Source organism: Teredinibacter franksiae (assembly GCF_014218805.1).
Taxonomy (GTDB): Bacteria; Pseudomonadota; Gammaproteobacteria; order Pseudomonadales; family Cellvibrionaceae; genus Teredinibacter; species Teredinibacter franksiae.
This window is the reverse complement of record NZ_JACJUV010000001.1, coordinates 1,837,766-1,850,873: the sequence shown is the minus strand read 5'-3', so window position 1 is coordinate 1,850,873 and position 13,108 is coordinate 1,837,766. Positions and strand designations below refer to the sequence as shown.

Genomic DNA, 13,108 nt, shown 5'->3' with positions numbered 1-13,108 from the left:
ATATGTCGATACTGGTAGCGGGAATTGGGTCGTCCTATGGCGCAGATTTTTTGGGCTGGGAGGTGGCGGATTTTCTAGCCAGAGGTATCGCAAGCCGCCACCCGCAACTGGGTCAAATACCCGCTGTTCTTCAGCTAGAAGACGGCTTACAGATCAAGAAATTTCTCCACCCCACCGCGGCGGTTGCCAGTATTGGAGGCTATCGAAGCGTGCTGTTCGTTGATGCTATGCGCTCGTCCGAGCACCTTTACGGCGAACTGCTACAGCTACATGCCAATGATTTACAGCCCACTAGTGGCGCCTTGTCTAGCCACTCCTCAGGGTTGAATGACGCTATCAACCTTAGTCGCTGTCTGGGTGTATTACCCGACGACTGTTGGGTGTTTGGGTTAAACGCGCTGCCTCTCGAAGATCAGCCCTTTTCCGCTGAGCTGCAAAAAAAATTAGTCGCTGCGCTATGGCAAGCGGTGGTCAATCGCTGTAGTGCATTACCTTTTAGTAGGCATTCGCTCTCGGCGTGAAGGCCGTGCTTGCCAGGCCACGCAGCAGCTAGAATTAATTAATAGCGGTGACCTTCAAGCAGCCTGTATTTTCCTTACTATACTTCAGCACAGCTTTGAATATTTTGGGCTCGCCCAAAAGGAATGGTCGTGTTGCAAACTTCGTTTTTTGCCTGGCTGCTGACAGCAACCTTTCTCTTGTTGAGTGGCCTTACCGGGTGTGGCCGTGAAAGCCCCGTCATTTACAGTTGGTCTCTACAGTCACAAGCGGTTAAAACCAGTATCGACTATCAGGAGCTGGAGAGCTTCTGCCAGTCGGTATTGTTGATGAGTGGCGGTCGGTTGGAGATTACACCGCACCCCGGTGGCGAACTTACCGATGGTCCGGATATCTTTCGTGCGGTAAGCGAGGGACGAATTCAGATGGGTAATGGTTGGCCCAATTGGTGGAGCGGCCAGCACGACGCTTGGTCGGTGCTTGATTCCGGGCCGTTCGGTTTTATGAACCTGGATGCGTCTATGATGTTTTTCTATGTGGGTGCAGGCACGGACATTGCCAATGAATTATCGCTTCCGCAGGGGGTAATGTGGCGCCCTGCATGGTGGGCCGGTATGGAGCTTGGGCTGTTGTCGCGTGAGCCGATTCGTGGGCTCGACGACCTGCGCGGGAAGAAAGTACGCATTGGACCTGGGCTACCGAGCGAAGTGTTAGCCTCAGCGTCGGGGGCGTATACCATTCCGCTGGTACCCGAAGAAATAAAATTGGCACTGGAGTCCAAAGACCTAGACGCGGTAGAGTGGACCACTCCGTCGGGAGCCTTATCGCTGGGCATCGACTCTTTGGTGTCTTACGCGCTGACACCTGCTGTTTGGCAGCCTTCAGTGTTGTCTGATTTTTTAATTAATCAGCAGGCCTACGAGCAGTTACCGAAGGATCTACGGGAAATTTTGGAAGTGGGTATGCGCTCGTTTGCGCTTACCACCACTTTTAAGTCAAAAGTTGCGGATTTTGATGCGCTCACCAAGCTTCAACAACAGGGCATAGCTTTTGCCCGGTGGTCCGAAGAGGATTTGAAGCGTTGGCGTATTCACTACAACAAGGTGCTTTTGTCCTACCGGGAGCGCAGCGAAATCAGTGACCGGTTAATCAGGGAGAAGCAACGGTTCAAGGAGGATTTTAATCAATACTATCAGTGGTTCGGGCCTTACTAATGCAGTTCCGGTTGTCGATAAAATTATTCTTTCTTCTCACCACCATCACCGCTTTGGTGATGAGCGCATTCATCGGGCTGCGCTATTACATGGTCTCTACCCAGCTCAAGATGGAGCTAGACGGTCGCGCTGATGAGGCGGCCTTGCGTGTTGCCGAATCGGTCTCGCCTTCTATTTGGAATATTCATCAAAAGCTAGCCGATGGCCACTATTCCTCGGAAGTTGCCCAGGCCATTCTCGATGCGGAAATGGCCTCGGAGTTAGTGATCGCTATCAGTGTTTATGGCAATTTTGGGCATCTTTATCTTGGGCGTTACAAGCAGCCCGACGGACAATTGGTCAGTATTGATGACAAGCTCGATTCTCGCTTGGCCGATCTGCGTCATTACCGTATTCGTCAGCCGATTAAGTCGGGTAGTATGACAATTGGTGCCGTGGAGGTTACCTACAGCATCGATAGCATTGAGTCGGCGATTAACAGCGGTTTGTTGCTGGAGTTACTGCAGGTGGCGGTGGTTAGCATGCTGGTTATCGGACTACTTTACTGGTCGCTGCGGCAATCGTTGCTATTGCCGATACAGTCGTTGCAGGTGGCCCGGCAGTCCCTTAATGCGTTATCCGAGGGCGTGATTCTTACCCATAGTGACTTTAATGTTATCGATATGAACGCGGCTTACGAGGAGATGACGGGCTACCGTAAAGACGAGCTTATGGGCCGACGCCCGATGATTAAGCTAATGGAACGCAGTGTTGATAAAACCGTGTGGCAGCAGTTGCGCAGTGGGCCACAGTGGTCTGGCGAAGTGGTGGTGCGCCGTAAGGGTAAGTTGTCGTTTCCCGCCAAGTTGAATTTCAACGAGGTCTGGCATGGCGGCAAGCTGGTTTGCCATGTGGGTATCATTACCAATATCAGCATGCAGAAAGAATCGGAAAACCAGTTACAGCGTATGGCGTATTTCGATTCTCTTACTTCACTGCCGAACCGTCCGCATTTTATTAAAACCCTTGAGCATGAAATTCAGGTTGCGCGTCGTCAGGACCGGTCCATGGGCTTGTTGTTTATCGACCTCGATAATTTTAAGTGGATAAATGACCATCACGGTCATGCCATGGGCGATAAGTACTTGGAGAATGTAGCCGGTCGGTTGAGAAAGCGAGTGCGGAATACCGACTTTATTTTTCGCCTTGGCGGTGATGAGTTTACGACCATTGCCACCGATATTTGTGACGAAGCCAGTTTGAGTATACTCGCACGCGACCTCATAGCGGTTGCCGCCGAAACGATAAAACTGGATGGCCACAAATTGTCGTGTGGCGCCAGTATCGGGATTGCTCTCTACCCGAGGGATGCAGACAATGCCGAGCAATTGATTCAGCGTGCGGACACCGCCATGTATCAGGCCAAGCAGGACGGCGGTGACCAGCTGGTTTTTTTCTCCAGCGAACTCGAGAACACTCGCCGCAGCAACCGGGAAACCGACGAAGCGCTGCGTCAGGCGTTGCCGAAAAATGAGTTGATGATTTATTTTCAGCCCAAGGTTCACTACGTTACCAGCCCGCCAAATGGCAATGTGGGTGGCCGTGATATAGCCAGTAGTCGTGTGCAGGGCGCGGAGGCGCTGTTGCGGTGGTTTCGTCCTGGGTACAGTATTCTCAACCCGAAGGATTTTATTCCGATAGCCGAGCAGAGTGACCTGATTGTGGATATTGGTCATTGGGTGATTCGTGCGGCCTGCCAGCAGTTAGCGCGCTGGAAAAAAACGTCGCTAGGGGCGTTGACGATTGCGGTAAACCTTTCTCCGCGCCAGTTGCGTCACGATGACTTCGTTGGTCGTCTGGCGGATACTATCGTTGAATTCGGCGTTAATCCCGCTCAATTAGAGCTTGAGGTGACCGAAAGCGCGGTGATTGAGAATATTGACCAGTCTGTTGATACGTTGAATCAGCTCAAGCGCTTAGGGGTCACCATTGCCATGGATGATTTTGGCACAGGCTTTTCTTCATTGAGCTATCTCAAGCAGTTACCCATAGATGTCATTAAAATTGATCGTTCGTTTATTAATGACCTTCCCAATGACGACGATGACGTGGTTATTGTGAATGCTATCTTCTCCATGGCTCGCGCTATGAACATTAAGGTGGTGGCCGAAGGTATTGAAAATTACGCACAATTACAGTTTTTACTCGGGCAGGGCTGTGAGTGTAGCCAGGGGTTTTTCCACTCGCGGCCCCTGCCAGCCGCTGATTTCGAACGCTGGGTAGGCTTATTTAATATGCGTATTGAGAAGGCCTTATCGGATTCTGACAGTGGCCCTTTTCACGGCAGAGTGGGCATTTCACCCGCATTAACCGGCGGTTCCTGATAGAATTGCGCCGGATTCTGCTCCTCTTTGGCGGGCGGTTTAATCGCCTGCACTGAGTTGGGGCGTTTTTCTCCATATAACGATAAAAATTTAATCTAAGGCATAGGTATGCGCAGCGAGTGTTTGCGCGATAAATAGGTAAGCTAACAGGAACTTACAATGGTACAAAGAATTGGCGTTTTAACCAGTGGCGGTGATGCCCCTGGTATGAATGCGGCTGTCCGCGCGGTGGTACGTAACGGGTTACATTACGGTTTGGAAGTTTACGGTATCTACAACGGTTACTACGGCCTGTATCACGACGAAATCAGACAATTGGACCGACGCTCAGTTGCGGACACGATAAACCGCGGCGGTACTTTTTTGGGGTCGGCCCGTTTCCCAGAGTTTAAAGACGAAGCCGTGCGCAAAGACGCCATCGAAAACCTAAAAAAGCACGGTATTGAAGCTTTGGTGGTGATTGGTGGTGATGGCTCCTACATGGGGGCTAAAAAGCTCACTGAAATGGGCTACCCGTGTATTGGTATCCCTGGCACCATCGATAATGATGTAGCCGGAACTGATTACACTATAGGTTACTTCACCGCACTGAATACGGTACTTGAAGCCGTTGACCGTTTGCGTGATACCTCCAGCTCCCACAAGCGCATTTCGGTGGTTGAAATTATGGGCCGCTACTGTGGCGACCTTACAATCTTTTCCGCCTTAGGCTGCGGCGCTGAATTTGCGATTGTGCCAGAGAAGCCTTTTGACGAAGAGGCGTTTATCGGTGATATAAAAGTACATGTATCTGAAGGTAAGAATCACGGTATTATCTGTATAACTGAGCATGTGACCGACGTGAACGCATTGGCCAAGCGTATTGAAACTGAAACCGGCTTGGAAACACGGGCGACTATCCTTGGCCATGTTCAGCGTGGTGGTGCGCCAACAGCCTTTGACCGCGTGCTCGCAAGCCGTTTGGGTGCCTATGCGGTTGAGTTGTTACGTGAGGGGCAAGGTGGTCGTTGTGTGGGTATGCAAGCTAATGAGCTGGTGCACCACGATATCATCGATGCGCTTGAAAATATGAACAGACCCTTCAAGGAATGTTTGTTGGATCTGTGCCATAGGCTGGCCTAAGGGCCTGCTGAGTAGGGTGGGTGTAGGTATCGCTCTACTCGCGTTTTAAGCTCTTTTCTAGGCTGCGCCTCATGCATAGAATGTTTTCGTGCAGGTTGCGCAGCCATTGCTTCAACAGCGCAGCGTTGTATCAATGAGTGCTGCGCGTGTTTCCGCAGACCGCTCCCCGGCGATAGCCAGTCTACTTTGCTCTAACTCTATGACTCAGCTTTAAATGTAAGCTCACCTTAGACATTAGTTCAACACTGGAAACAGGTTTTGAAAGGTAGTCGTTACCGCCTGCGGAATAGCCGGTAAGAACCTCTCTATCGCGGTTACTCGCCGATAAAAACAATATGGGTAGCTGATTAAGTGGCGCGAATTCTCGAATTTTTTCGCAGGTTTTGTAGCCATTCATGCCTGGCATAATGACGTCAAGAATAACGAGGTCGATGCTGCTGTCGCTATTCATTATTTGCAGTGCTTCTTCACCGGATACGGCTTCCCTCACCTGATACTTCCATGCGCTGAGCATGGCGTTGAGTACCATGCGACTGGCGGTATCGTCGTCAACGATCAAAATGGTGTATTCGGCAGCGGCTTCGGGCGGCGTGAGTTTGGAGTAATTTTCGCTTCCTGGCAGCCCTTGCGGGGTTCTTTGGAATATCGTACGTGCCGAAATAGACTGCTCCAGCTTGTGGCTGGGGCGTTCGTTCTCCGGGTGAATTCCGCTAAGTTTTTGGATGGTATTTTTGTCGGCTAGTGGCAGGTCGAAAATAAACTCCGAGCCGGAGCCTAATGCCGAACGCACTTTGATGGTGCCGCCATGAAGCTCCACAAGTTTTCTGCAAACAGTTAAGCCCAGGCTGGTGCCGGCAACACGCGTGTCCGGGTCGGTGTTGGTGTGTTGAAACGGGTAAAAAATGGTCTCGATACGGTCTTCTGCGATGCCGATACCACTGTCTTCCACGGCTATATTGATATGCGCGGCCTGAAGTTCTCCGCTTACAGTTATGAAGCCTTCGTCTGTGTACTTAATAGCGTTACTTAGCAGGTTAATCAGGATCTGTTGCAAGCGCTCCTCATCGGCTAGTACACGCGGCATATTGGGTGATAGCGCATTGATTAAACGCAGTGGCTTGCCCGCCAGTAACGGCGTGATTAAAGAGAAAACCAGGTCGGTGAGGATGTAAATGTCAACCGACTGGAAGTTCAGCTTGAGCTTGTTGTCAGCGAGCTGTGAGTAATCAATCACTTCATTGACGAGCCGCGACAATTGCTTGCCGCTTTTGGTAATAGCCACAAGGTGCTTGCGGGTGTCGTCGTCTAGGTTTTTCGCGGGCGAGCGCAACAGTGATTCTGCCAGCCCGGTCATGCTGCTTAGCGGGGTGCGCAACTTGTGAGAGGTGTTTGCCAGAAATTGGTCCTTGAGCCGGTCAACTTCCTGTAGGCGGTCATTTAAGACCTTCTGTTTTGACATGGCTTCCCTGTTGAACAGCGTCGCTAGCATTGCGTAGCATGCGATCAATGCGCTAAGGCAGTAGGCCACATAAGCCCACCAGGTTTGCCACAAGGGAGGGCTTACGTGTATGTGTAGGCTGGTTTTCTGCTCGCTCCAGATGCCGTCATTGTTAGCGGCTTTCACGTGCAGGGTGTAATTGCCGCTGTCGAGGTTGGTGTAAGTTGCCTGGCGGTTGTTGCCCACATAAAGCCAGTCGCGGTCGAAGTCTTCTAGCCAGTAGGCGTAGCTGTTGAGTTCTGGCGAGCGGAAGTTAAGTGCGGCGAATTCCACCGTAACCATTGATTGACTCTTGCTAATTTCAATTGAGTCGGTACGTTCAATGGGTTTTTCCAGCAGTGAATCCGCTGTGAGGTGGGAGACCGGACGATTGAATATACGCAGGCCGGTGAAGACCACAGGTGGTTGATATTGATTGGCTTGTAATTGTTTTGGGTCGAACAGTACAAACCCTCGGCTGTTGCCGAAAAACAGTTTGCCATCGCGGGTTTTGAGGGCGGTGTTATTGTTGAATAGGTTGCCTGAAAGGCCGTGACCGGTGTTGTAGTTACGAAACTTTTCCCTTTGTGGGTCAAATCGGCTGAGGCCCAGTTGTGTGCTGAGCCACAGCATTCCATCGTCGTCTTCGATAATACTGGTGACGACGTTATCCGCCAGCCCCTGATTAACTGTGTACGTCTTAAATCGGCCCGTTTCGGGGTTAAATAAATTTAACCCTCCTCCGTGGGTGCCGGCCCAAATACGTTTTTGTGAATCTTCGTACAGCGAGATGACGTAATCGTTACTGAGGGATTGCGGATCGTCGGAGGTGTTACGGTAGCGAATAAACTGGTGAGTATTGGGGTTTAGTTTGTAAAGCCCTCGTATTGTACCCACCCATATTCGTTCGCTGGAGTCTTGCAGTAGGGCACGCGTGTAGAGAGCTGAGTCGCCATCCATCTGATCCTGACGTGGCAGGTAGCGGATGAAATTGTCTTCCTCGGGGTTGTAACGGTTGACCCCCGCTTCGGTGCCTATCCACAGCCTTTCTTGGTGGTCCACCATCAGCGCCCAGGGCTCTTTCCCTAGCAGCGACCAGTGATTTTGTGGTTCCGGGTGGTAGTGGCGAAAGGTTTCGCTGCCTTTATCCCGGCGGTTTAATCCGCCGGACCAAACGCCGAGCCATAGCGTTTCCTGCTTGTCCTCAAGTATCGATAGTACGGTATTGCCGCTGAGGCCTTCGGGGTTGTCTGGCTGGTAGAGGGTGTGGGAAATGTCGCCATTGGTGTGATCAACATAATTAAGGCCGTAACCGGCGCCAACCCACAGGTTTCCGGCTTTGTCCTCCCACGACGATAGCACGCCGCCATCGCTGACACTTTGAGGGTTGCTGGGCTGATGGGTGAAATTATTGAACACCGCGGCCTGATGGTCCACCAAGTCGATACCGGAGGGAAAGTAGCCCACCCAAATATCCCCGGCTAGATCCTGATACAACCGTGTGGGTACGAAATTACCCGGTGAGCTGGGGTCGTTGTTGGCGTGACTGAAGCGTGAGCGATGGTTTTTGCTTTCGTTTACCAGGGTTAGGCCGCGGCCGTCAGCTATCCAAATGTTACCTTCTTTATCTTCCAGAAAATCCCATACAATCGGACTTTTGTCTTCCTGATGAACGGCGTGATCGAATGGCCGAAAGCTGTCTGAGGTGCGGTCGAAAATAAATATGCCACCGCCATAGGTGGCGGCCCATACGCGGTTGCGGCTGTCGACAAATAGTCGGCGAATATCGTCGAATTTTTTGTCTGGTTCTTGTGGGTTACTGAGGTGGTAGGTATGAAACAGCTTAGTCAGCAGGTTAAAGCGGCTGATACCGTAGTCACGGGTACCCACCCATAGGATACCTTCTTGGTCTTGGGTAATGGTCCAGACGATGTTGTCACCCATGGATGAGTCAACAACAGTGGACAACTGGTAGGCGTTGTAGGTTTTTTCCTGTGGGTTAAAGGAGTACAGTCCTTTTCGGGTACCGAGCCAGATATGCCCTTTGGTGTCTTCAAGTAAACTGCGAATATCGTCATTGGGGGATTCGCTACTGTTTGAATGGGGCTGACGAAAAACCGTAAAGCTGTCAGTATTAGGTCGATAGAGGTTCAGGCCATCACGGGTCCCGGCCCAAAGGTTGCCCTGGCTGTCGATGAGCAGTGCGTAAACATTGTTGTGGGAGAGTGAGTTTGTGTCCCGTTCATCGGTACGGTATATCTTTAACTGCGTGCCGTCATAGCGAGCGAGACCATTAGAGCCACCAAACCACATAAAGCCTGTGGCATCTTGAGTCATTGCATTAATGTACCCAATGGCTTCAAGCTTGCTTTGCTGAATATGCCGGAATGATAGGTTCGTGGGTTGTTCTACCTGCTGAGCATGTAAGTTCGGGTGAGCATAGGCAAGCAGCACACAGACACTAAAGGCTAAATGCTTACAGGCTTTAACAATCAATTTCGACTGGCGCATGGGTAATAGTTGTTTGGTTTTTTTCGTTTTTATAACCTGTTAATTCTAGCAGTTAGGTTCAAAATTGCTGAAAACAACGCGTTAGAATGATTAACTGGTAGTCTATATCGCATTCAGGGAGGGCTCTACATGAAAGATTTCGAAACACTGGCAGATGTACAGCAGTATTTGCGTGGTTTTGCCAAGGTGAGAGATTGGGAAAAGTTTCATTCGCCTAAAAATCTGGCTATGGCGCTGTCGGTAGAAGCTTCCGAACTAATGGAAATATTCCAGTGGTTGTCGGAAGACGCATCATTTGAATTGCAGGAGAATACACGGGAAGCTGTTGCCAGTGAAATGGCTGATGTATTGTTGTACTTGGTACGCATGGCCGATCAGTTAAATATTGACCTAATGCACGCGGCAACAAATAAAGCTCACGTTAACGAAGCTCGATACCCTGCGGAGCAGGTGCGCGGCAGCGCAAAAAAGTATAATCAATATTAGCGGTGCCCTTCGCATGGTCTTTCTTGCTCGGTTTGCGCTGTTGCTGAATTGCACCACTGGCCGGCAGTTCGGAGACCACTTCTCGTTTATCAAGGTGCCTTAATGAATAGTCACAGCAGAATAATTGGCGGCGGCTGGAAGGCGGTACTCAGCGTACTGCGTTACAGCGGCAAAATCGGCCCTATTAAGCTCATACAAACGCTTCGCTCCAAAAATGCCTGCAAAGCGTGTGCGTTTGGCACTGGCGGCCAAAACGGTGGTTTTAAAAACGAAACTCGGCGTGGTATCGAGGTGTGCAATAAAAACATTCAGGCACACCTTAGCGATATCCGCGCGGGTATTTCCCCCAATATTTTTCTTGAGAAATCAGTTAGTGATCTAGCTCGCCTGACGGGAAAGCAGCTGGAGGATTTGGGGCGATTAACTACGCCTTTGTACAAAAAGGCTGGCGATAGCCACTTCTCGCCTATTGATTATACGCAGGCAAAAGCTTTGGTGGCCGAACGATTAAAGGCCGCTGTTCCCTCGCGTAGCTTTTTCTATGCATCGGGTAGAGGGTCGAACGAAGCCGCCTTTATTCTGCAGTTAATGGCGCGGCTTTACGGCACTAACAATATCAATAATTGTTCCTATTACTGTCATCAGGCCTCGGGTGTGGGATTGAATGCAACCCTAGGTACAGGTACGGCCACCATTCAATACGACGATCTTGATAAAGCCGATTGCATTTTTGTTTTTGGCGCCAACCCGGCGTCGAATCACCCGCGGTTTGTTAAGACACTTATTCAATGTCGTCGCCGCGGTGGCAAGGTCATTGTTGTCAATCCAGCGAAAGAGCCGGGTATGGTACGTTTTGCGTCCCCAAGTGATTGGCGCTCAATGGTTAAGGGTGGCGAAGAGATCGCGAGCGCTTATGTGCAGCCACATCTTGGCGGTGATATTGGTTTGATGCAGGGGATGGCGAAGTGGCTAGTGGAAAATGAGCGCTGTAATCTCGACTTTGTTAGCGCGTACACCGAAGGGTTTGATCGGTTTGCCAAATCAGTATTGTCGCTGGAATGGGCTGAAATAGAACAAAGTTCTGGCTTACCTCGTGCTCAAATTGAGCAGGTGGCACGGATTTACGCCGAAGCAGAAAATGCGGTATTCAGCTGGAGTATGGGGCTTACCCATCATCAGCACGGTGTTGGTAACATTGAAACGCTGGTTGCTCTTGCGCTGCTGCGCGGTATGATTGGGCGGCCCGGTGCAGGGCTTTTACCCTTGCGGGGTCATTCCAATATTCAGGGCACCGGGTCAATGGGGTTTACCCCCGCACTTAAAAAGGCTGTGGAAGAAAAGCTTGAGCAAAAGCTGGGTGGCGAGCTGCCCGCAGCTCAGGGGCTGGATACCATGGCATGCATGCAGGCGGCGCATCAGCGAGACATGGATTTCGCCATGATGCTGGGTGGCAATTTACTCGCATCTAACCCCGATACTTGCTTTGCCACTGAAGCGATGAACCGGGTGGGGTTTAAGTGTTTTATTACCTCCACGTTGAACAGCGGTCATGTTCAGGGTGTGGAGGGCGAAACGCTACTATTGCCTGTTCGTGTGCGCGATGAGGAGCTGCAGCCAACGACCCAGGAGTCCATGTTTAATTTCGTGCGCCTTAGCGACGGCGGCATTAACCGCTTTCCTCAATTGCCTTCGGAGGTGGATCTCATACGAGAGATAGCGGAGGCGGTGGTTGATGAGCAGCGTTTTGATTTTTCTGTGTTCCGAAGTCACCAGCGTATTCGGCAATTTATCAGTGATGTAGTACCGGGGTTTGAACAGCTCGCGAACATTGATGCTAGTAGGCAAGAGTTCACTATCGATGGGCGAACATTGCACAAGCCAGCTTTTGCCACCGCCAACGGCAGGGGACATTTTGTTTTCCATCCAATGCCTAAACGATCGCACATGGGCGTTTGGCGCAACCATAAAGGCCAGCATGAATTTACCCTTACCAGCGTACGTAGTGAGGGCCAATTTAATTCTATCATTTTTGACGAGCGCGATACTTACCGAGGACAAACGGAGCGCTGGGTGGTTTTGATGAACCCTAGCGATATGGCGCTTTGTGGCTATGAAGATAACACAACCGTGGATGTTTCCACGGCTACAGGTGTTATGCGTCAAGTAAAAGTTAAGCCTTTCGATGTGCGTACCGGTAATATTATGGCGTACTATCCAGAGGCCAATGTATTGATTCCCCGCGATTTGGATGGGCGCAGTCAAACACCGGGTTTTAAGTCGGTAACCGTCTATGTGGAATAGCGTTGTTGAGCACTTGAGGGCACTTTGGTGTTGAATGGTGTTGGATTTTTATCGCAATCGTGTTTTAGCTAAGAAATAATTACGCGCCCTTTTTACCGTGTATTAACAGAGTTTACAGATGTCCGAGATTACCCCGCCAGACCGCCCGTATAAGCCCGTTGATAACACCGGCATCCCGCTAAATTTTTGGGCAAAGCTGTTTCTAAATCGCCACCCTAAATACTGGCTGTTGGGCTTGGTTCTAGTGTTGTGTCGTCTCTTGGCTTTGCTGCCTTACTCGTTATTGTTATTTGTGGGATCTTTGTTTGGGCGTCTTTGTGAGCTTTTATCCGTGCGCTTACGGCATATCGTGCGCAGTAATATCGAGCTGTGTTATCCGCAGTTGCCGCAAGGCGCTCGTGCAGCACTCGGTAGAGCCTGCTTTAAGGAGTTGGGTATAACGTTGGCTGAAACCTTGAATGCCTGGTTTTCTAACCCAGCTAAATTTTGGCGCCGGGTGGAGTTGGAAGGCGATGAAAACTGGCAGCGGGCATTGGCGTCTGATCGCGGTATTATTATGCTTTCCTGCCATTACGGCAGCCTAGATTTAAACGCGGCATTGGCGGGTTTTTTGGCCCGACGTGACCGTATTTTCGCGTTTACCTACCGTCAACCCAGTGATGCCATAGTGGACCAGTTCTTACATGCGGCTCGACGCGATTATGGCGATCACTTTTATTCGGTACGAAATTTAGTTGGTATTACCCGAACCCTTAAAAAGAAGGGGGTTGTCTGGTACGCACCGGATATAGAAGTGAAAAACAAAAATACGGTATTTGCTGATTTTATGGGGGTTCCTGCGTCAACGACTATAGCGGTTAGCCGGTTGGCGGCGGCAACGGGTGCCTTGGTGGTACCCTTTGGTCATTATCGAAACAGCTATAATAAGCGCTATACGTTGAAAATATACTCACCGCTGGAAAACTTCCCCAGCGATGATCCGTTGGCGGATACGCGCCGTATGAATAAGGCCATCGAGCGAATAATAGAACCCTATCCAGAGCGATATTGGTGGGTGATAAAACGATTTAAAAACCGGCCGGAGGGAGCAAAGCGGGTGTACTAAACTCATAAGGGGGATTCTCCAAAGCTGAAGT

8 protein-coding genes are annotated in these 13,108 nt (G+C 50.5%); 7 read left to right on the top strand and 1 reads right to left on the bottom strand.

All coding sequences use genetic code 11. From position 1 onward, the window contains the following. Positions 1-2 precede the first annotated feature (2 nt). The 4 genes from H5336_RS07560 to pfkA all read left to right on the top strand — a co-directional run bounded on the left by H5336_RS07560 (position 3) and on the right by pfkA (position 5,197). Positions 3-521, top strand: coding sequence for a hypothetical protein (locus H5336_RS07560; RefSeq protein WP_185232939.1), 519 nt, complete (start codon positions 3-5; stop codon positions 519-521). Between the two features lie 129 nt (positions 522-650). After that, complete coding sequence (gene dctP, locus H5336_RS07555; RefSeq protein ID WP_185232937.1) at positions 651-1,712, top strand: TRAP transporter substrate-binding protein DctP; 1,062 nt, start codon at positions 651-653, stop codon at positions 1,710-1,712. 11 nt (positions 1,713-1,723) lie between these two features. Continuing rightward, positions 1,724-4,075: a putative bifunctional diguanylate cyclase/phosphodiesterase gene (locus H5336_RS07550; RefSeq protein WP_185232935.1), complete on the top strand. Its 2,352-nt coding sequence runs from the start codon at positions 1,724-1,726 to the stop codon at positions 4,073-4,075. Positions 4,076-4,234: 159 nt separating this feature from the next. Then, on the top strand, positions 4,235-5,197 hold the full coding sequence (gene pfkA / locus H5336_RS07545) for a 6-phosphofructokinase (RefSeq protein ID WP_185232933.1): 963 nt from the start codon (positions 4,235-4,237) through the stop codon (positions 5,195-5,197). Between the two features lie 181 nt (positions 5,198-5,378). On the opposite strand, the gene H5336_RS07540 is transcribed toward pfkA, so the two are convergent. After that, complete coding sequence (locus tag H5336_RS07540; RefSeq protein ID WP_185232931.1) at positions 5,379-9,185, bottom strand: hybrid sensor histidine kinase/response regulator; 3,807 nt, start codon at positions 9,183-9,185, stop codon at positions 5,379-5,381. Positions 9,186-9,314: 129 nt separating this feature from the next. On the opposite strand from H5336_RS07540, the gene H5336_RS07535 reads away from it, so the two are divergent. From H5336_RS07535 to H5336_RS07525, 3 genes are all read left to right on the top strand, one after another. Next, positions 9,315-9,671, top strand: a complete 357-nt coding sequence (locus H5336_RS07535) for a nucleotide pyrophosphohydrolase (protein ID WP_185232929.1) — start codon at positions 9,315-9,317, stop codon at positions 9,669-9,671. 102 nt (positions 9,672-9,773) lie between these two features. Then, the gene (locus H5336_RS07530) at positions 9,774-11,972 is read left to right on the top strand and encodes an FdhF/YdeP family oxidoreductase (RefSeq protein WP_185232927.1); all 2,199 of its coding nucleotides are present in this window, start codon (positions 9,774-9,776) and stop codon (positions 11,970-11,972) included. A 118-nt stretch (positions 11,973-12,090) separates the two neighbouring features. Further along, positions 12,091-13,077, top strand: coding sequence for a lysophospholipid acyltransferase family protein (locus tag H5336_RS07525; protein WP_185232925.1), 987 nt, complete (start codon positions 12,091-12,093; stop codon positions 13,075-13,077). Positions 13,078-13,108: the final 31 nt, after the last annotated feature.

Bases quoted from the DNA above. Each gene is read 5' to 3' on its own strand.
- H5336_RS07560 (WP_185232939.1), top strand. From the start codon at position 3: ATGTCGATACTGGTAGCGGGAATTGGGTCGTCCTATGGCGCAGATTTT.
- pfkA (WP_185232933.1), top strand. From the start codon at position 4,235: ATGGTACAAAGAATTGGCGTTTTAACCAGTGGCGGTGATGCCCCTGGT.
- H5336_RS07540 (WP_185232931.1), bottom strand. From the start codon at position 9,185: ATGCGCCAGTCGAAATTGATTGTTAAAGCCTGTAAGCATTTAGCCTTT.
- H5336_RS07535 (WP_185232929.1), top strand. From the start codon at position 9,315: ATGAAAGATTTCGAAACACTGGCAGATGTACAGCAGTATTTGCGTGGT.
- H5336_RS07530 (WP_185232927.1), top strand. From the start codon at position 9,774: ATGAATAGTCACAGCAGAATAATTGGCGGCGGCTGGAAGGCGGTACTC.
- H5336_RS07525 (WP_185232925.1), top strand. From the start codon at position 12,091: ATGTCCGAGATTACCCCGCCAGACCGCCCGTATAAGCCCGTTGATAAC.